This is a genomic window from Nocardia sp. CA-129566 (genome assembly GCF_050956075.1).
In the GTDB taxonomy this organism is placed as follows: Bacteria; Actinomycetota; Actinomycetes; order Mycobacteriales; family Mycobacteriaceae; genus Nocardia.
The window spans coordinates 2327112-2347750 of record NZ_CP192085.1 but is presented as its reverse complement, the minus strand read 5'-3'; the positions used below and the strand labels follow the sequence as shown (position 1 = coordinate 2347750).

The 20639-nt window shown below is 66.0% G+C and carries 15 protein-coding genes; 4 read left to right on the top strand and 11 right to left on the bottom strand.

Annotated features, from left to right (window positions below):
* Nucleotides 1–3: 3 nt before the first annotated feature.
* Nucleotides 4–6384, bottom strand: a complete 6381-nt coding sequence (locus ACQP0C_RS10510; protein ID WP_433732748.1) for a type I polyketide synthase — start codon at nt 6382–6384, stop codon at nt 4–6.
* 333 nt (nt 6385–6717) lie between these two features.
* Here ACQP0C_RS10510 and ACQP0C_RS10505 point away from each other — a divergent pair, with 333 nt between their 5' ends.
* Nucleotides 6718–7257, top strand: a complete 540-nt coding sequence (locus tag ACQP0C_RS10505; protein ID WP_433732747.1) for an ester cyclase — start codon at nt 6718–6720, stop codon at nt 7255–7257.
* Nucleotides 7258–7342: 85 nt separating this feature from the next.
* On the opposite strand, the gene ACQP0C_RS10500 is transcribed toward ACQP0C_RS10505, so the two are convergent.
* From ACQP0C_RS10500 to ACQP0C_RS10475, 6 genes are all read right to left on the bottom strand, one after another.
* Nucleotides 7343–8005 carry a TetR/AcrR family transcriptional regulator gene (locus tag ACQP0C_RS10500; protein ID WP_433732746.1) on the bottom strand — a complete coding sequence of 221 codons (663 nt, stop codon included), beginning with the start codon at nt 8003–8005 and terminating at the stop codon, nt 7343–7345.
* Between the two features lie 44 nt (nt 8006–8049).
* Nucleotides 8050–9591 carry an MFS transporter gene (locus tag ACQP0C_RS10495; protein ID WP_433732745.1) on the bottom strand — a complete coding sequence of 514 codons (1542 nt, stop codon included), beginning with the start codon at nt 9589–9591 and terminating at the stop codon, nt 8050–8052.
* Nucleotides 9592–9900: 309 nt separating this feature from the next.
* The gene (locus ACQP0C_RS10490; protein WP_433732744.1) at nt 9901–10254 is read right to left on the bottom strand and encodes an HPF/RaiA family ribosome-associated protein; all 354 of its coding nucleotides are present in this window, start codon (nt 10252–10254) and stop codon (nt 9901–9903) included.
* 145 nt (nt 10255–10399) lie between these two features.
* Entirely contained in the window at nt 10400–11728 is a 1329-nt protein-coding gene (locus ACQP0C_RS10485; protein WP_433732743.1) for an MFS transporter, read from the bottom strand.
* Nucleotides 11729–11996: 268 nt separating this feature from the next.
* The gene (locus ACQP0C_RS10480) at nt 11997–13439 is read right to left on the bottom strand and encodes a hypothetical protein (RefSeq protein ID WP_433732742.1); all 1443 of its coding nucleotides are present in this window, start codon (nt 13437–13439) and stop codon (nt 11997–11999) included.
* A 174-nt stretch (nt 13440–13613) separates the two neighbouring features.
* Complete coding sequence (locus ACQP0C_RS10475) at nt 13614–14057, bottom strand: hypothetical protein (protein ID WP_433732741.1); 444 nt, start codon at nt 14055–14057, stop codon at nt 13614–13616.
* Between the two features lie 458 nt (nt 14058–14515).
* Here ACQP0C_RS10475 and ACQP0C_RS10470 point away from each other — a divergent pair, with 458 nt between their 5' ends.
* The 3 genes from ACQP0C_RS10470 to ACQP0C_RS10460 all read left to right on the top strand — a co-directional run bounded on the left by ACQP0C_RS10470 (nt 14516) and on the right by ACQP0C_RS10460 (nt 16579).
* Nucleotides 14516–15178: a hypothetical protein gene (locus ACQP0C_RS10470; RefSeq protein ID WP_433732740.1), complete on the top strand. Its 663-nt coding sequence runs from the start codon at nt 14516–14518 to the stop codon at nt 15176–15178.
* On the top strand, nt 15168–15659 hold the full coding sequence (locus ACQP0C_RS10465; RefSeq protein WP_433732739.1) for a hypothetical protein: 492 nt from the start codon (nt 15168–15170) through the stop codon (nt 15657–15659). Before ACQP0C_RS10470 ends, ACQP0C_RS10465 begins: the two co-directional genes overlap by 11 nt.
* 71 nt (nt 15660–15730) lie before the next feature.
* Nucleotides 15731–16579, top strand: a complete 849-nt coding sequence (locus ACQP0C_RS10460) for a hypothetical protein (RefSeq protein WP_433732738.1) — start codon at nt 15731–15733, stop codon at nt 16577–16579.
* 188 nt (nt 16580–16767) lie between these two features.
* On the opposite strand, the gene ACQP0C_RS10455 is transcribed toward ACQP0C_RS10460, so the two are convergent.
* The 4 genes from ACQP0C_RS10455 to ACQP0C_RS10440 form a co-directional block, all read right to left on the bottom strand.
* On the bottom strand, nt 16768–17427 hold the full coding sequence (locus tag ACQP0C_RS10455; RefSeq protein WP_433732737.1) for a response regulator: 660 nt from the start codon (nt 17425–17427) through the stop codon (nt 16768–16770).
* Nucleotides 17424–18674 carry a sensor histidine kinase gene (locus ACQP0C_RS10450; RefSeq protein ID WP_433732736.1) on the bottom strand — a complete coding sequence of 417 codons (1251 nt, stop codon included), beginning with the start codon at nt 18672–18674 and terminating at the stop codon, nt 17424–17426. The genes ACQP0C_RS10455 and ACQP0C_RS10450 overlap by 4 nt, the downstream gene beginning before the upstream one ends.
* A gap of 85 nt (nt 18675–18759) precedes the next feature.
* Nucleotides 18760–19137, bottom strand: coding sequence for a hypothetical protein (locus ACQP0C_RS10445; protein WP_433732735.1), 378 nt, complete (start codon nt 19135–19137; stop codon nt 18760–18762).
* Nucleotides 19134–20570 (bottom strand): ammonium transporter, encoded by a 1437-nt coding sequence (locus ACQP0C_RS10440; protein ID WP_433732734.1) that lies wholly within the window; start codon nt 20568–20570, stop codon nt 19134–19136. The genes ACQP0C_RS10445 and ACQP0C_RS10440 overlap by 4 nt, the downstream gene beginning before the upstream one ends.
* Nucleotides 20571–20639: the final 69 nt, after the last annotated feature.

Sequence of the window (20639 nt, the reverse complement as noted above, 5' to 3'; positions counted from 1 at the left end):
TCCTCACGCCGGAGTCGGTTCGGTATTTGCTTCTTCGTGCGCGATCTGCGCGGCGATCTTGGCGCCGAGACCGGCCAGCGAAAGTCCGGCCCCGATCGAGAGGACCGACATCTTGACGCCGAGGCTTTTCACCACGCGCGCACCGAATTCCATGGCCATCAGCGAATCCAGCCCCAGCTCCATGGTCGGAGTCGCCAGATCCACGGTGTCCGCGTCGACGGCGAGCACGATCGCGAGCTGTTCGGCCAGCAGGCAGGCGACCACTTCGCCGCGGTATTCGGGATCGAGCGCCAGGATCGCGGCACGCAGGGCACCGGCACCGGATGCCCCGCCACCCGCGGCGGTGACCAGCTCGACGAATCGCGGTGCCCGCGCGGAGGATCGGTGTGCGAGTGCCCACTGTGCCCAGTCGATATCGAGCAAGGCGAGCTGCGGTACGTCGAATCGCAGACATTCGCGCAACAGCCGGGTGGCGAAATCCATATCCAGTGAGCCGTATCCGGTCATCTCGGCATACCGCGATACTGCGCGGGAGTCGGCCATGCCGCCCTCGCCGCGCATGAATCCCCAGTCGACCGACAGCGCGGGCCTCCCCTGCGCGCGCCGCGTCCAGGCGAGCGCATCGAGCGCGGAATTGGCTGCGGCATAACCCAACTGAGGTGAGAGTCCGGCAATGCCGCTGGCGGAGGAATACAGCACGAACATGTCGAGATCGACACCGGCGGCGGCGGTGGCCCGATCGAAGTTGATCGCCCCGATCACCTTCGGCTCGAAGATCTCACGCAGCGATTCGGCGGTGATCTCGGGTATCTCGGTATTGTTCACCACTCCGGCGGCGTGGATGACCCCGCGCAGCGGCGCCGCGCTGGCCTGGATGCGCGCGATGAGGTCGGCGACCGCGTCGTAGTCGGAGACGTCGATGCGTTCGACACGCACCTCGACCCGGTCGCGGGCGAATTGCACGAGCTGTTCGCGGGCCGCCTCGGTGGCGGCGCCACTGCGCCCGACGAGCACCAGGTGGCGCACTCCCGCGCGGACCAGCTGACGGGCGGTCGCCAGGCCGAACGCACCGAACCCGCCGGTCACCACATAGCTCGCATGCGAATCGAATTCGACCTCCCGCGGAATATGGCGCACCGCCGGGTGCTCCTCGCGCAGGTCGAGCACCACCCGGCCGATCTGTGCCGAGCGCGCGACCGTTTCGAACGCAGCGGTGAGGTTGTTCAATGAGAACGCGGCATTCGGCAGGGCGGAATACTCGCCGCGGTACATCGCGTCGACCACCCGGCGGGCGGCCCGGCGGACCTGCTCGGGACGTCGCGCCAGGATGCGGTCGATATCGACGGCGAAGAACGCCAGGTTCCGATCGAAGGGACGCAGGTCGATGGTTGCCGAACCGTAGATGTCGGCCTTGCCGATGTCCACGATGCGGCCGAATTCGCCTGCGACACGGAAGTTCTGCTGCAGGATCTCCCCCGGCGCGGAGCTGTAGACGACATCGACACCCGCACCGTCGGTCAACTGCAGCACCTCGTCGACGAAGCTGATCGACCGCGAACCCAGCACCTCGTGCGCGCCGAGCGCGCGCACCCGGGCGCGGCGTTCCTCGGTGCCCGCGGTGGCGATCACCCGAGCCCCGATCCGCAGTGCGACCTGGACGGCGGCCATGCCCATACCACCCGCCGCACCGTGGATCAGCACGGTTTCGCCCGGCTGCACTCCGGCCAGCTCGACCAGTCCGATTTCGGCGGTGAACAGTGGCATCACCGAGGTGCAGTGCAGCGGATCGAAGGCGCCGGGCGGGAAGATATCCATCGGGGTGGTCGCGCCCGCGTCCGGCCGGATCGTGACATACCGCCGCACGATTCCCGGCGCGACGACCGAAATCTCGTCTCCCGGTGCGATATCGGTGATGTCGGCGCCGACCCGCGTCACGACGCCGTAGCCGTCCATGCCGATCTCGGTGCCGTAAAAGGTTCCGTCCAGCTCCTTTTCGGTGAGCACGCCGAGCACCTTCAGCGTGTCCTTGTAGTTCAGGCCGACCGCCTGCATCCGGATCTCGATCTCGTCGGGCCTCGGTGCGATCCGGTCGGTGGTGCGCAGTGCGAGTTCCGCAAGCAGCCGGGAGCGCGGGATATCCAGTGCGAAGGACTGTTCGGGATCGGTCAGCGGCTGCGCGACATCCCAGCGGGCCAGATGCGTCGCCAGGGTGTGCCGCCAGCGGATCGTCCAGCACGCGCCGGCCCGCAGCGCCACCTCGTCGATGGCGGTGTCGGCGTAGACCTGCTCGAGGATGTCGGCCGCGGCGGAGCCGGGCTCGGTATCGACCAGCCGCCACTGGCCGGCGGGCAGTTCGTTGAGCAGTTCGCGGCGCGCGCCGGTCAGCGCCGAGTGCTCCAACCGGGCGAAACGATCGATCGGCAGGCACAGTGCGTGTTCGGTGACCACGACCGCGTGGATCACGAGCGGCGCCTCGGTGATACCGGGCTCGCGTGGTGCGCAATCATCGGACAGCAGTCCCTTGATCGCTCGAGCGACCTGGGCCAAGCCGTACACGTTGCGCATGCCGTCGAGTTCCGTCCCGGCAACGACCACGATCCGGAGCCGCTCGACCTCGGGCCGACCGCAGGCGGCCCGCAGCAGCCCGACCAACCGCGTGCTGTCGGCCGCCGAGGCGTGCTCGCCCACCGTCACCAAATCGGCGTGGATCGCCACGTTGGCGATTTCCTTGGCCCGCTGCGAGATCTCCGCACCGAGGTTGACGACGAGCAGGAATTCCTCGACGTCGGGCAGGGCGGGCGGGGTCGAATCGCCGGTGTCGGCCACGATTTCCCACACCGGTTCGTAGAACAGCCGGTCGAGCTGATCGAAGAGCGCGGGCCGTGGCGTGAGCGCACGGAATTGCACGCCCGACATCATCAGCGCCACAACGCCGTTCGCGGATGCGATGCGGATATCGGCGCGCAGCGGATCGCCGGGATCGCGCGTGACGACCACGACCGGATCGGCCGGAATGGGCCCGTTCCAGCGAATCCCGGCGATCGCGGCAGGCACCACCACCTCGCTGTCTTCGCCGGAGTTCGGCTGTGTGGCAATCGATCTCGCGTACAGCGCGGCGAAGCACTGCAGCGCCGAATCGACGACCGCGGGGTGCGCGAGATGCCGCCTCGTCGGCGGCTCGGATACCGGTGCGTCGAGATGCGCGACAACGCTGTCCGAGCCGACCCGGACCGCACGCAGCAACCGGAACTGCGGACCATAGGCGAGTCCGTGCTCGACCATGCTCTCGTAGAGTTCGGCCACCGCGATCTCGACCGCATCCGCCTGCGGCGCGATATCGACGGTAGTGGCGTCGGTATCGGCCTCGATGAGTCGTCCGTACGCGTTGACGGTCCATCCCCCGCCGGTGGCGGGCCGGGAGCGGATGACGAACCGGTGTGTGTTCTCTTCCACGCTGATCCGGATGACCGGCACATCGTGCTCGTCGACGACGAGCGGGGTGACGAACTCGACGGATTCCAGTCCGAAGGTGTCGCGCCCGGTGCGCTGCGCGGCGGCACTGAGGGCGGCATCGAGGTAGGCCGCCCCGGGCAGCACCACCGCACCGGCCACGATGTGATCGCGCAGCCACGGCAGATTCGATACCGACAGTTGCAGTTCCCACTCCGGCGCCACCGATGCGGTGCGATCCCCCAACATCGCGAATCCGTCGGGGGTGCCGATCCGATCGAGCTCCGTCTCCGGTTCCTGGGTCCAGGCGAACCGACGCTGCCACGGATACCGGGGTAGCTCGACATGCGCGATGGCCGGATCGATGGTGCGTGGCAAGCGGTCACCGTCCAGTGCACCCGCGCGGTACAGCTCGCCGACCGCGGTCAGGATGTTCTCGCGATCGGCACCGCCGCGGACCAGCGTGCCGATCGCCGCGCCGGAAATGCCCTGCTGCACCAGGATTTCCCGAATACTGCCGCCCAGCACCGGGTGCGGCCCCAGTTCGAGAAAGACCCGGTGTCCGGCCGCCAGCAACTCACCGACGGCGTCGGCGAATCGGACCTGGTCGCGGACATTGCGGCACCAGTACTGCGCGTCCCAATCCTGTGCTGTGGCTGGCCCGCCGGTCACCGTCGAGTAGGCGGTGACGGTGCCGACGCTCGGTGTGAGCGACCCCAGTGCGGTCCGGAGGTCGTCGAGGATCGGGTCCATCAAATGGCTGTGATAGGGCACCTCGACGCGCAGCGCCTTGGCGAAAACGCCGTCGGCAGCGAGGCGTTCGGTGATAGCGGCGAGCAGGGGTTGCTCGCCAGCGAGGGTCACCGCCGAGGGGCTGTTGACCGCGGCGATGCATACCCCATCCACACCGGCGATCAGTGCGCGGGCGTCGGCCTCGGCCAGACCCACCGCGAGCATGCCGCCGGTCCCCGCGGTGGTGGCCTGCAGGCGAGACCGGTGATAGCTGACCGACACCGCCTCCGCGAGCGATAACGATCCGGACACATAGGCCGCGGTCACCTCGCCGACGCTGTGCCCGACCACGACCGCGGGCCGGATACCGAGTTCGGCGAGTTCCGCGGTGAGCGCGGCCTGCAGCAGAAAGTTGGCGGGTTGCGCGATTTCGGTGCGCGAGATTCGGGAGTCCGACTCGTCGCGGCCCATCTCCTCGAGGATCGACCAGCCCGCGAGTTTCGTGAATTCCCGGTCGATTTCGCGCGCCAGCTCGGCTGCCGGACCCGCCGCGGCCAGCAGGCCGCGGCCCATGGCCCACCACTGCGGACCCATTCCGCTGTAGACGAAGACCGGATCGGTCTGTCCCTCAGCGATGGCACGAGCCGGAACCGGGCCGCCGCCCGCGGCGAATTCCGCGAGCTGGGCACGCAATTCGACGTTGTCGTCGGTGCGGAAGACGCTGCGCAGCGGATGATGTGCACGCCGGACCCAGGCCGCCTCGACCACCTTGTCGATCGGCTCGGTATCGATCGCCGCCATCAGTTCGGCGGCCAGGGTGCGCAGCGCCTGCTCACTGCGCGCCGACAGCGGCAGGATCGGCAGTGCCACCGCCCGGTCGTCGCGCTCGTTCGCCGCGCCGGAACGGGCTTCGCCGACCGCGGCCGGATCGGGCGCGGGACCGATGAGCGCGTGCGCATTGGTTCCGCCGTAGCCGAAGCTGTTGACCGCGACCACGGGCCGCAGCAGCGGTTCGGTCTCCATCGGAACGCGCAATCGCAGTTCGTCGAACGGGATCTCGGGATTGAGCCGGTCCAGCCAGGCCTGCGGCGCGATCGTGCGATGGTGCACGGTCAGCGCGGCCTTGATCACCCCGGCCACCCCGGCCGCCGCCTCGGTATGACCGATATTGGCCTTGACCGACCCGACCGGCAGCGGCTCGGTCCGCCCCTCGACCGCGCCGTATACCGCGCCGAGGGCGGTCATTTCGGCGGGATCGCCGACCGGCGTACCGGTGCCGTGCGCCTCGACGTAGCCGATCTCATGCGGTGCGATACCCGCCTTGGTGTGCACCCGCCGGGCAAGTTCTTCCTGCGCAACGGGATTGGGGACGGGCACGGCCAAGGTGCGGCCGTCCTGGTTCACTCCGCTGCCGCGTACCACCGCGTAGATGCGGTCACCGTCGCGTACCGCCGCGGCGAGTGGTTTGAGGATCACCGCGCCCGCACCCTCGCCACGGCCGTAGCCGTCGGCGGATGCGTCGAACGACTTGCAGCGCCCGTCGACAGACAGGAAGCGACCCTTGCACATCGAGATGAAGGTCTCCGGCTGGAGCATGGCGTTCGCACCGCCGACGATGGCGCAGCTGCATTCGCCGAGTGCCAGGGATTGGACCGCTTGGTGCAGCGCCACCAGCGAGGATGAGCAGGCGGTATCGATGGTCATGGTCGGACCGTGCAGGTCCAGCAGAAAGGCGATGCGCGCCGAGAGCAGCGTGTGTGACGAACTGGTCGGGGTATGACTGTTGATCGCCGACCGAACCACATTGCGCCCCACGGCATTGTCGTTCATGAAGCCGCCGACGAAGACACCGACGTCGCGACCCGACACCCGCCCGGCCATCCCGCTGTCGTCGAGCGCCTCCCACGCGACCTCGAGCAGCAGCCGTTGCTGCGGGTCCATGATCGAGGCCTCACGCTGGGAGATGCCGAAGAACTCGGCGTCGAACTCCCACAGCGACTGGGTCAGAAACCCGCCGCGACGGGTGTACATCCGGCCGGGCGCTTCCGGATCCGGGTCGTAGAACTTGTCCAGACTCCAGCGATCCGCGGGCACCTCGACGATGCCGTCGCCCTGGTGGACCAGGAAATCCCAAAAGGTACCCGGGCCGTCGATTCCACCCGGAAATCGACACCCGATACCGACGATTGCCGCATCGGACATTGCGTTGTCCTCTGATTTCTACCCTGAGCGATGAAGATGTCTGCACTGCACGATGAACGATTTATCCATGAACGATAGGCAGCATACTTTCAAAGCTCAACCGCTAGTTCACAAAGTCGAAAGCTGTTGTGGCACAGGCTATTTCAGTGCAGCATTATGAAATTACAGTGTTATTCAACCGGCCCGGAAGATCGTTGACGATGAGGCTGACATTGTTATGCAATCCCCAAACACCGCTATTTCACATCCGGCCCACACCGAATAACAATGTCATCTGCTCCGATGACATTGTTATTCGAACCGATGACATTGTTATCCAGGTACCGTGACGCCATGAACTCTGGTGAATTCGCCCTCGATCCGGCCGCCGAACCCATCGCGGACGCCGATTGGCTGCGCGCCTTCGTGGACCGTTACATCGCCGGATGGAACACCGGCGACGGCGCCGCGGTGGCGGAATGCGTCACCGAGGACACGCGCTGGCTCGACCCGTCCGAGGCCGAGCTGATCGCCGGCCGTGCCGGGGTGGCGAAGTTCGTCCACGACACCAAGCGCGCATTCCCAGATGTCCACTACACCACCGTCTTCGAGCCCGTCATCACGCCGGACGCACTCGCCGCGATCATGCCGTGGCGGATGATCGGCACTCATCTCGGCCCGATCGACCCGCCCGGATTCGCGGGCACCGGCAAGAAGTTCGATCTGTTCGTGGTCGACATCTGGCAGTTCCGCTCCGGACTCATCTGGCGCAGCAAGGCCACCTGGGATCTGAACGAACTGCTGCTGCAACTCGAATTGCTGCCCAAGCGAAATGGTTTCGCCGAGCGCGCCATGGCTCGCGCTCAGCGCATCGCCATCAAGCTCCGCCCTTGATCACACAGCGCCCTTGATCACACAGCGCCGTTGATCACACAGCGCCGTTGATCACACAGCGCCGTTGATCACACAGCGCCGTTGATCACGCGCAGACGCCGGTCGGTGACACGACCAAGTCGAGGGCGCGGGCCACCGATCGCTCGACCGTCTCGCGTTCGGCGCCCATACCGATCAGAATATTGATGATCGAGGGCAGCAACACCTCGGACAGGCCGTCGTCGCCATAGAGGCCCGCCATGTCGAGTTGGATGAACCCGTACAGCCCGGTCCAGAACTGGGCGGCCGCCGCGCGGGCATTGGTGCCGCGCAGCAGATCCGCGTCCAGTGCTCGCTGCGTCGCGCGGACCACGTAATCGAAACTCTCCGCGAAGTTCTCGAAGTCGGAATCGCCGCCACCGGAGAGCACGTTGCCCCGATGCAGCTTCACCTCCGCCTTCGGCGACTCGGTGGCGAACATCAGCCGGAACAGCTCGGGTTTGCGCAGCGCCTCGTCCCGAAAGACGAAGCCGAGCACCAAGATTTCGGCGATCGGGTCGTCGGCGACCTGGCATCGCGCCAGCCGCGCGACCAACTGGGTGAAGCCCTCGGAGCCGACCGCCTGGATCAGGCCGGGCATACCGCTGAAGTTGGAGTAGATGGCCATGGTGGAAACCCCGCAGATCCGTGCCACGCGTCGCACGGTCAGCGAGGTCAGTCCTTCCGTCGAAATGAGCTGAACTGTTGCCTCGATCAGACGATCACGCATCGAACCGACTAGTACCGGCTCCGCTGCCGTTGCAGTATTCGTCATCACGCCGCCTGTAGCCCCAACTCATCGGCGGTGATCTGCTCCAACGGTTTACGCCGGGTCTCGACGATGAACCCGACGGCGACCACCGCCGCGAGTGCGATCGGCACCGCGCTGATCACCGCGGTCACCGCGATCGATGGTGTGGCCACGGCAAGCACCACCAGTGCGATGACCAGGACGCCGCCCGCCTTGGTCATGCCCGCCGCGACGCCGCTACCGCGGGAGCGGATCCGAGTCGGGTAGACCTCCGCGCCGTAGGCGACGATGACCGCGACCACCGAGCTGGAACCCCAGATCGGCACCACGAGAAGGGCATACAGCAGCGCGGTGTTGTCGGCGACATGGTCGCCGAGGATCACGAAGCCACCGAGCGCGACGGCGAGCAGCGTGCTGAGCGTGATCAGCGTCCATTTGGTGGAGCGGTGGTAGCAGTAGGCGACCAGGAAATTCAGCGGAAAGCCGATCAGCGCCGAATCACGCAGGATCTTGTCCGCGGTGACGCCGGTGAATCCGAGGCTGCGCAGATTCGTCGGCAGCCAGAGCTGGAATCCGTAGGTGACCAGTCCGACCCCGAGTCCCAACAGGGCCAGCACCATGGTCATTCCGGCAAAGGGGCGGCGCAGCAGCTGACCGAATCCACCGCGCAGCTCATCTGCGGCCGCGGCTTGCGACTCTTCGACCGTGGTGACCTCGGCATGGTATGTGCGCAGCACCTTTTCGGCCTCCTGGTGGCGGCCGATCGCCATCAGGAACCGCGGCGACTCCGGAATCCAACGGACCAGCAGCACCAGCAGCAGGCCGGTGGGCAAGCCGATCAACCACATGCTGCGCCAGCCGTAGGTCTGGCCGATCGTCGAGGACAGCCAGCTGGTGATGACATAGGCCCCCGCGATATCGCCGCCGATCAGCACCAGCAGCCAACCCCGGTGGCGGGCCGGAATGGTCTCCGATAGCAGTGTGAAGGCGATCGGCAGCATCCCGCCCGCGCTCAGGCCCATGATGAAGCACATCGCGACGTTCAACTCGAAGCTGGGCATCGCGCCGCAGATGGCAGTGCCAACGAAGAAGATCCCGGCCAGCAGGATCGCCGCCTTACGGCCGATGCGGTCGCCGAGCCAGCCCCACAGGAACGACCCGAGCACCGTGCCGGTGATGCCGGATAGTGGCAGCAGCGCCACCGGTAGTGCGTCCAGGTGCGGACTCGCGGGCGTGCGCAGGTGATACTCGGCGCCCACGCCCGGAACGACGAAGGCCAGCGTGGTCGGCTTCATCACGTCGATGGTGATCGCGGCGGCCATGATCAGCAGCAGCACCACGTGCACCCGGTTGATCGGCGCGTCGTCGAGTGCCCGGACCCGCAGCCCGGACACCGTGTGGTGCACCGCGCGCTGTGGGAACAGTCCGTACGTGGTGACGGCCAGGCCGATCACGATCAGGATCATCCCGGCGATCATGGCGCCGTCCATGGGCATGCCCGCCATCCGATAGCCCATATCCCGGGCCATCAGATACATCGGAAGGTGCAGGACGGTCCCCAGCACCGTCGATCCCAGCCCGAACCAGAAAGCTCCCGTACGCCGACGGTTGATCGGAGCGTCCGATCGATGTGCGATATCGACGGCATTCACATACATCACCGGACCCTCATCAGCCCCCCCGGCTCACCAGTTACCGATCGGTATTACACACCAGTTCTGTTCCGGTGTGGCCTTTTTAATCTGTTCGGCATCAATAAGTCTGGGGGCGTGGCCGATTCGCCAATGAAAGGGTTACGACCAGGGTCGGTTGGGTATTCTGCTGCGCCTTTGTTGCGGCCATATTCCCACCGATGAGAATATGGCCGACGCTGTCTATAATTCGGCGCGCAGATACCGGATGGATTCGCCGCCCTTGGTGTGATGCAGGCGGCCGAAGCGGCTGTCGAGCAGATTGGCCATGGCGTCGGCGGCGCCGGTGTAGGCATCGGCGACCGTGGCCGCGCGATGGGTGACGGCGACCGGCGGCTGACCGGATATCCGGGCCTCCAACACACACTGCTTATCGTCCGGTCCACCCTTATCGGCGTTCAGATCGGTCAGGTGGACTTCCAGCCGGGTGACCTGATCGGAAAAGCGATCGAGTGTCGCCGAGATCGTCGACTCCACGCGCTCGGCCAGCGATGCGCCGCCGTGGATATTGCTGCCGGTGTTGACCTGAATCTGCACGAGCGTCTCCCATCCGATAGGTGCGGACAGTACTGTCTGCGTACCGTCGCCGATGGTCGCCGACCCGGCTCGTTGCGCCGAATCAGCAATCCATCGGCAATAGCGACACTACCCGCGCGGGGGCGTACTCAGCAGATTCCCAGGTTCACACGGCGGCCTGTGCGGCAATCGGCGACGGCAGATGGCCCGCTTCCGGAACAGCGGTGCCGCGCAATGAGGTTCCCGCGGTCTCGCGCAGGAACGACCAGGCGACGAGCCCGATCAGACTGGCGCCGACCAAATACGCGGCGGGAAACAGCGACCAGCCGGTCGATTCGATCGCGGCCTCGTTGACCAGCGGGGCGGTACCGCCGAATACGGCCGTGGAGACGTTGTAGCCGAGGGCGAACCCCGCGTAGCGCACATGCGTCGGGAAGATCGCGGGAAAGGTCGAGCTGATGGTCGCCAACTGGGGAATGTAGAGCAGGCCGAGCACGATGAATCCCGTAATGGCCCAACCTGTTCCGCGACCCATCAGCCAATACATGGGCAGCGCGAGCACCGCGAGACCGACCAATGAGACCAGCCACAGCGGGCGGCGGCCGACCCGGTCGGAAAGCCTGCCGAACAACGGCAGCACGATCATCATCACCAACTGCCCGATCAGCATCATCGCGGTGGTGGTCGACTCGCCGACACCGATGGTGTTCTTCAGATAGGTCGGCTGATAGGTGAGCAGGGTGTAGTTCACCACATTGAGCGCGACCACCAGCCCGACCAGTGTCAGCGTCTCGCGGCGATAGGTGGTCACCACCTCGCGCAGGCCGCCCGGCGGATGCGGCTGATCGGCCACCTCGGTGAATACCGGCGATTCGTCCAGATGCGAGCGCAGGTACCAGCCGATCAGGCCGAGCGGCACCGCGAACAGGAACGGGATCCGCCAGCCCCAATCGTGCATCGCCGCCGATCCGAAGACGAGCTGGCACAACAGCACCACCGCCGAACCGCCGACGAAGCCGCCGAGGGTGCCGAACTCCAGGAAACTGCCGAGGAATCCACGCTTGCGGTCATTGGCACATTCGGCCAGATACGTTGCGGCACCGCCATATTCGCCGCCGGTGGAGAAGCCCTGGACAACCCGCAATGCGATGAGCAGCACCGGCGCCAGCCAACCGATCTGGGCATGGGTCGGCAGCAGGCCGATACAGCCGGTCGCGGCGGCCATCAGCAGAATCGTGGTGGCCAGCACGACCTTTCGGCCGAGCCGGTCGCCGAGCGGTCCCCAGACCATGCCGCCGAGCGGACGCAGGACGAAGGAGACGGCGAAGCCGAGCATGGTGCCGAGGGTGCCGAGATCGCCGGGGAAGAACGCGTCGGTGAGGTAGGTGGCGGTGGCGGCGTAGACGCCGTAGTCGAACCATTCCGTGGCATTGCCCATCGCGGACGCGGCGACCGATCGGCGCAGGGGTATGGCCTCCGGTTTGCTGTCCGTCATGCGCGCCTCCTCACCGGCCCCGGTCCGGGGCCTCGATTCGTTCGTCCGGCCCGGCCCGGTTTTCCGGGCAAGGGGCACGAAAGCAACCGTTACCCAGGTTCCGAACTGGGCAAACAAGGGCCCCACCCGCGCGCACACGGACGAGTCGGCCGCCACCTGCGGTATCGACGACATTTGTGACTGTCATCACATCGGCGCTCGCGAGCGCCGAACACTGCTCACCCAAGCGGTGTGCAGCGACCGACCGGCTACCGTCGCGGACGGGTGCCTACGGTGAGTAGCTGGCGGCTGGGGCTCGGGTGTGTCCGGTCGCCGATCGCCGCCCGATCGAGCCGAGGGCCGTGATGGCGAACAGCGCGATGGACAGCCAGCCGAACCAGTCACCGAGCCGGGCATAGACCGTCGTGCCCGACGACAGCGGGATCGACGCGAGCACCGAACGGGTCACCGTGATGTCGGTCCGCGCCGACGCCAGGACATGGCCACGGGAGTCGCTGGCCACGAGTTCGCCCAGTTGCGGTGCGCGTGCGATGCCGACGCCGGATTCGATGCCGCGCAGGACGGCCATCCGGCTGTGCAGCCAGTGGTCGCTGGTGAAGTCCAGTGCCGGGACCAGCAATAAGGTCGCGCCGCGCCGCCGGTTTTCGCGTACCAGGTCCGGACCGTCCAGATCGAAACACACCGCCAAGGCCCAAGGTTCGCCGGGAACGCGCTGCCAGCCGGTCCCCGGCTCGAGGTCGTCTTCCAGGCCGGGTATCAGCCGATGTTTGGCGTACTCGACACCCGATGGGTAGTCGATGGCGGCATTCACGCTGGTTGCGCCTCTGGTGAGGACGAGTCCGGCGACGACGTGAATAGTGCGCCGGGTGGCGACCTCGGTCAGCGGACCCGACATCATCGCTAATGTCGATTCATCCGCGGTCCAAGCCTTTTCGGGCAGCACCACCACTTGCGCGCCCTGGTCGGCGAGCCGGTCGATCTCCGTCACCGCCCGCGCGACCATATCGCGACCGGCCGGCGAGTCCACCGGAACGTATTCCGGCGGTTGGGAAAGCGCGAGCAGACCGACCCGCACGATATCCCGCTCCGGCGCGACGGCAAGCCGCCACCAGCCGAATGCCCCCACCGCGACGAGCAGCACCGCGGTCGCGCTTGCGACCCGAAGACGTTGGGCGGCAGTCACTTCGGGTGTCGCAAGCACGGCGATGGCCGCTGGCACCAGCAGGATGAGGAAGGTGATTCCCCACGGACCGGTCAGCGACGCGATCTGAATCACTGGCAGCACGGCGAATTGGGTGTACGCGACGCTCCACCACGCACCGAACGACCCAACCAGCGATACCGAGAACTCGAACGTCACCCAACCAGCTGGCAGCGCGAGCACCGCGAACCCGGGTCGGCCCCGCAACACCAAAGCACGCGTCATCGCCACCAAGCCGCCGAAAACCGTGGCGGTTCCACCCAGCAGCAGCACCGTAACGGGTACAGGTTGCTCGATGGTGTCGATGAAATACGACCAAAACCGCAGCCCGCTCCCCCACCACGCGAGGAACCCGGCGAAGAACGCCGTCGCAGCCGCGACTCGCGGCGCGATCAACAACACCGGCAGCGGTGCCAGAAAAACCAAGCCGGGCAACGGATGCAGACCGGTACCGAAATACCACAGCACCGCCGACACCAGAATGGCGGACAATGTCGGAAAACGCTTCATCGAAAGCTCCACTCGATCGGATGCTCTCTGATGCTTCCCGCGCGCACCGCTGCCCCACATCGCCCTTGCGAGCGAACCCCACCTCACTCCTCCGGAGCGGCCATCGTTGCACCGCCGCCTTTGCGCCACCAGCGAATCGGCACCCACCGAGCGGTCAGCGAACGCCGGCGTGAGCTATTCGAGTCCGGCGGGGGTGCACAATCGCACCGCTCGAACCGCGGCGGCGACCGCCACGAGCGGAGGTATGCGATGGCCGTGTCCGCCGCCCGCCGACCATGCGAGGCCGGGGCCGGAAACATGTGGCAGGTGCCATACGGCGCGGCCGACATGGAGCACCGCCCCACAGTGCTGGAGGTACTCGATGGCCCGATCGGCTTTGCTGATGCCGGTGACGAGCCGGATATGGCGCCCGACGGGACCACCGATGGCGATGGTGGGTCCCGACAGGCCGTTGTCCTGGAAGAACAACTCGACCCCGATTCGCAGCGAAGCGGGTAACTCGATTCCGGCGCGTTCCGCGCCGAACGTCACCACGATCGTGTCGTCGGCGTGGCCGATCGACCAATCGAACCGGTCGGCCGTGGTGGCGGGCTCGACCGGGGAAGCCGTGGGTGTCATCGGATTCAGCGGTGTCGTAATCAGTGTGTTCTCCCTTTTCGAGCATCGACCGGGTCCGCGGAACGCACATCTGTCCAGACGTCGGCGGTGGGACGACACACCGTTACGCTGGTCGATCGATTGGGGGAGCACATCGGGCATTCGCCTTGCCCGGGGTCTGATATCTGGGGTCCAGGTTTGTTCGAGTGGGATGTCGTGGACCGGAAGGACCTTTTCCGTCGATGTTCTCGACATCGAGCGAAAGATAGCTACGAACCGACTGGTTGGCATTCGCAAATTGACAGCTACCCCATGCTCTTCTGGAAAAAGATTTGCTTGAGATCGATCCGGTAAATCCATGACCTGCGTACATTTCCTAGCTAGAGTCCGTGGCTATGACCGATGGACACGTAAACGGCTGCGGGTATGCCTTTGCACGCGATCTGTGGGCAACCGAGAGGTTATGGCTGTCACGGTCCGTGCGGACTATCTTGGTCGGCCTCGCCGGCCAACTGAGCGGGCTCGGACCACAGGCATGGACTCGCTATGAGGATGGTGAGCTGGAATTCGCGCAGGTGCGTGAGTTCCAACTAGCCCTGCTGCGGGTGCACAGTGTGCTCGCGTGCGAGATCGATGCCGGGATGTCGGAAGCTGCCGCCGCGGCGCTCGACTATACGGCCGAGATGGGCGATGTCGCCTCCGCCACGGGCTTGGACCGGGCCCACGCCTATGAACGCTGGGGCGCCCTCACCGCGGTCGGCGAGCGTATCGCGCTCATCATCTCGCAGCCGTGGCCGGATGCCGGGCCGTCGGTCTTGCGGACCCCCGAAGCGCTCTACGAGCGAGATCGGCGATGGTGGCGGGTGAGCAGCGCCGCCAGACGCAACGCTGATCACGCCATCGTGGTTGTCGATCGACAGGTCCAGCGGATATACGCGATCGACCAGGATGGTTGGCAATCGGATGCCACGGGAGCACGGTGGGAGTTCCGCGCACTCGGGTCGGCACCGCTATCGCAGATCCACGTGGACCGTGCCTACGAAAAGGGCCGCCTGCCGGTCCGATTGGGCGACCCCTATCCCGCCCGGCTGGATCGCGGGTGCGTCCCCTGTTACTTCTCGGATGTGCACGATGGCATCTGAACGCGACACCTGGACCGAGATATCGTCCGGGCGTTCGGCGGCCGCGGGCGACGGCGAATTCGCGGATCGCTTGGACAGACTCATCACCGAATGGGAGACCGGGCACGGCCAACCATTGCAATACCGCATGCTCGCCGAGGCTCTCGCTCGCAGCGGTCAGACGACATCCGGGTCCTACGTATCCATGCTGCGGCACGGACATCGATGCCATCCCCGTTTCGAGTTGATCGAGGCCCTCGCGGACTTCTTCGGTGCCGACCCCTACTGGCTCGGCACCGGACTGCCTCGCGGTGAACGACGAACCGATATCAGCGTCATCGCAACCGTTTCCGACGACCGGCTACGGCGGCTGCTGCGGACGGCCGTCGACCTGTCGTCACCATCGCTGTCCATACTCGCGGACCTCGCCGAGCGGATTCGGCCGGGTGACACCGATCTGCCGAAGCTGAGATACACGGCACGACTGACCGACTTGTCGTAATTCGATGCTCGAATCGGGCGCGGTCGGAAGGGGGTGGCGCGCAGGCGATTACAAGGAATCAAACTTTCGGTATGCGAGTTGCCCGATTCTCCGACATTTGCTCGCACCTATCACCTATTTCTGGTGGCGAAGCTGGTCAGGACATTGCGGCTGTGGTTGTCTGTTGGCTCGCTGCTGCCGGTCTGCAGCCGCACGTTTCAGCGCGTCCGTCTCATGTTCCTGACCCACAAAATAGAAAAGGACAATCCGTGATCGAAACCTTGCGCATCGCGGCGATCGGTATCGCATGCGTTGCGGCAATCGCGCCGGTAACCGCCCACGCGGAACCATCCGCCGAACATGACATCGAGTACAAGGTCACCTCGGTGGAACGCGCGGTAACAACCACACTATCGGGAGGGACCTTCGTTCTCGACCACGACCACAGCACGTTCACGATTCTCGACAGGAGCGGCGCGCCCGTCATGGTCATGCCGACGCGGTTCAACGTGGGCGACAAGGTGCTGACGGTCGACTCCTCGCTCAGCAAAGACGCGAAGGAACTGCGGTTGACGCACGCTGAGCTGCGGCCCGCTGCCGCACCGGCCGTGACGCCGGTCGCGTCGCCCGTCGAGAATCAGGCGGCGCTGGCGGAGTTCTCGACCCGATTCGGGCTCGCCGCCACGATCGGCACATTCGTGGGCACCATGATCGGTCTGGTCGCCGGAGGCGTTACCGGATGCATTATGGGTTTGCCACTGTTCGGGGTGGGTTGCCTGCCCGCCGCGATGGCCGGTGCCGGGATCGGCGGCATTCTGGGGACAATCGCTGCCGGGGGACCAGTTCTGGTGCTGTCGGCGGTGGATCTGATCAACACACTCAATGCACCCGACGGTACGAGTAAATGGGCGGAGAGCTCATCGCTGAAACCTGCGAATTAGGCAGCTACGTGATGTGATCAGGCGCGACACGACACCGCTATGGTGTAGCGCCAGAAATTGCTACTGCCGAATTCAGCGCGCCCTCGAAATGCTGCGCAATTCAGTCCGGGGATGCATATACGGCCTCCTTTCGGCGTATGAGGTGCGCCGCCAGCGCGATATGCGTTGGCGGCACTCCTCGCAGCGGTTCAGTCCCGCCCGGGGACTACCAGGCCCGCTTCGTAGGCGAAGACGACTGCCTGGGCGCGGTCGCGGAGGCCGAGTTTGGTGAAGACCGAGCTGATATGGGATTTCACCGTGTGCTCGCTGACGACGAGGGCGGCGGCGAGTTCGGCGTTGGACAGGCCGCGGGCGAGATTGCGGAGGATGTCGTGTTCGCGTTCGGTCAACTCGTCGAGTCGGCGCCTGAGCTCGGGGCGGGGCTGGCCACGGTGGGCCAGGTCGGCGATGAGGCGGCGGGTCACGGCCGGTGCGAGCAGTGCCTCGCCCGCGGCGACCACGCGTACGGCTTCGACCAGTTGTTCGCGGCGCACATCCTTCAGCAGAAAGCCGCTGGCTCCGGCGCGCAGCGCGTCGTAGACGTACTCGTCCAGGTGGAACATGGTCAGTACCAACACCTTTGCACTGGTCTGCGCGCAAATGCGAGCGGTCGCGGCGACACCGTCCATGCGTGGCATCCGCACGTCCATGACCACGACATCGGGCGCCGATTCGAGCGCCCGCTCAACCGCCTCGAGTCCATCGGCGGCCTCACCGACCACGGTGATATCGGGCTGGGCCTCCAGGATCAGTCGGAATCCGGCGCGGAACAGGTCCTGGTCATCGACCACCAGCACGCGCATGCTCAAGCCCCTTGCGCGATGGGCAGTTCGGCGGTGATCTCGAAGCCATCGGTCGAAGGGCTTTCGACCGACCGACCGTGCACCGAAGGCCCGTAACGAAGCCACCCACCGACGGTGGTGACGCGCTCTCGCATACCGATCAACCCGTGCCCGGTCGAACGGCCCACCGCGAGCCCACTGTCGACCGCGCCCTCGCCGATGCCCGAAACCCCTGCACCGATCGACCCGTGTCCCGCCGAACGAAGCCCGCGACCATTGTCGCTCACCCGCACGATCAGTCGATCCTCGTCCCACCGCAACGACACTCGCGCGGTAGTGGCCCCGGCATGCTTCATCGTATTGGTCAACGCCTCCTGCACCACCCGATATGCGGTCACCCCGACATCACCGGAAACCGCACGGCGCGTGCCGAATTCGTCGAAGGAGGCGGTCAGCCCACCGCGCCGCGACAGTTCGACCAGATCGGGTATCGCCTCGATCCCCGGTTGGTGCGGCGGATCGTCGGTGCCGCGCAATGCCCCGAGACTGCGCCGAAGCTGTTGCACCGCTGCACGACCCGTATCTGCGATGCCCGCGAATGCCGCATCGGCGCGATCCGGATCGGAGCGGGTCAGCAGCGGTCCGGTCTCGGCCTGCACGATCATCAGACCGACCGAATGGGTGAGGATATCGTGCATATCCCGCGCGATGCGCAGCCGTTCCCGGTCGACGGCCGCGACCCGCTCCTCGTCGAGTCGGCGCGCCCGCTCCTGCAACATCTCGATCTGCAGCCGCCGCGCCCGCACACCGGTGCCGAGCGCCCAGGCGGTGACGAAGGACATGGCCGCATAGCCGTAGGAGTCCGGACTCTCGTTCGGGATGATCAGGGACAACAGGATTCCGATGCTCACGGTGAGCAGCGCGAACCGCCGCGGCCGGGGCGGACTGCAGGCGGCGATCGTGTAGACGCAGACGATGGTGCCGTAGGGCAGTGCGGGCATGGCGTGCAAGCAGGCCAGTGCGGTGATCGCGGGCCCGACCACGAGCAGTACCAGAATCGGCGCGCGCCGCCGCCACAGTACGGGCGCGGATGCCAGCACGCAGTAGGCAACCACCCACCACGACGCCCGCGTCACGATCGCGGGTCCCACGCTGGCCACCGTGACCGCGACCGCGAGCACGATATCGACCGCACTCGGCGGCAACGCGCGCAGCCGTTCCGACGCCCGGGAGACCACGCCGGTGGTCCGAGCGAGCACACTGCGAGAACTCATAGTGCACCCAGTGTCTCCCGCGTGCGGACCCGCTCGCCTCCCGCGTCCGGATGACCCGACCGTCATCCTCGCGAGCGAGATGGTGTCACAGCGAGCGCGCGTCGATCATCCAGATCTGGATTCCGGACGGTCCGGCGTTGTCACCGATCCGGTCGATCAGCCGGATCAGATCGGCGACATCCTCGTTCCTGGCCAGCAATTCGATGCGCAGACCGGCCTCGACATCGCTGACGAACTGCTGGCCCCGATAGCGTTCGACCCGGCTGCCCCGGTCGTCCACCCGGTAGACCTGGCAGACCACCATCCGTCGCACGCCGAACATGGCCAGCGCCTGTTTGATCTGATCGAAGACGGCCGCGGGCAGCACCAGGGTGATGAGCTTCGCGTCGACGCCGTCACCTGGACTCATCGGGTCATCGATGCCGTACCCGACACTGCCCTGTAGGTGGATGGTGGCATTCACGTGGTCGCCTGATTCCCGGGCGCCTCACCCGATGGTTTGTCCGGCGCACGCTTGGGCAGGGCGGGCGCTGCGGGGAGCGTCCCCACATGGGCGGAGACCAGGGTCTCGTCCGGATAGGCCTCTTCCTCATGGGCCGCGACGTCACCGGTCTCCAACATATGGTCCGGCATGCGCAGACTCATGAACAACCCCAAGAATTTCAGGATCACGACGGTGACGAAGGCGTCCCACACGATCACCGTCGCGGCCGCACCCGCCTGCCAGAGCAGCTGTTTCGGGTGATGCCCGTACAGCCAACCCGAAACCGTCACGTCCGCAACATCATTGCCATTGCCCAGGTACACGATGATGTGCGGATCGGCGAGCACACCGACCAGCAGGCCACCGGCCAAACCCGCGACACCGTGGGTGTGGAACACCCCGAGCGTGTCATCGACCTTCCGGAACAATCTGGTACGCCCCAACTTGTTCCAGGAAAGCCACACCACCGTCGAGGCGACAACGCCGATGATCATCGCGCCGAAGCTGTTGACATACCCTGCCGCCGGTGTAATGGCGACCAGTCCGGCGATCATGCCATTGATCGCGCCCAGGAAATTGGGTTTGCGTTGCGGGCCAGCGGTCATATCCCACAACACCCACACCAGTACGGCCACCGCGGTGCACAGGTTGGTGTTGAGGACGGCGAGCGAGGCGTTCGCACCGCCGAAATACATATCGCCGCCATTGAAACCGTTCCAGCCGAGCCACAGGATGCCCGCACCCGCCGCCGCCATCGGCAGATTGTTCGGCACGGCCCGTTCCCGGTCCCTGGCCAGGCGCGGGCCGATGATCGCCGCCGCCACGAAACCTGTTGTGCCAGCGGCCAAGTGGATGACATAGCCACCGCTGTAGTCCAGCGCGCCCATCGAGGCCCACCAGCCGCCGCCCCACAGCAGGAAGGCGTTCACCGTATAGGCGAAGGTCGTCCACAGTGGGACGAACAGCAGCCACACCTTGAAGTTGATCCGGCCGATAACGCTGCCGAGGAACAGCAGCGGGGTAATGGCGGCGAACGCGAAGTGGAAGTAGGCCAGGGTGGTCTCGGAGAAACGAAGCTTCGGCATCAAGCCGTCGAGCAGTGGAATGACCGCCTGGTTCTGGTTGTCGCTGCCGAGGATCGTATGCGGAACGCCGACCGCGGCCCGCAGGATGCCCGGCCCGAGCTTCAGCGGTTCACCGAAGCCCATCTTGAAGCCCCACAGCACCCAGACCACCAGGACCGCGGAGAAGGCGGTGAAGGCCATCAGAATGGTATTGACGGCCCATTTCCGCTGCACGATTCCGCCATAAAGGATGGCGATACCCGGGATGCTCATCAGAGCGACGAGTGTTGCGGCGACCAACTGCCAGGTGTTGTCCCCGGAGTTGAGCCAATCAGGGTACGGTGACATGATTCTGCGCTACCTCATCTGCGCGCAGGCAGGCGCCCACCGCTCCCGCCCTAGCGCTAAAGTGTCTGT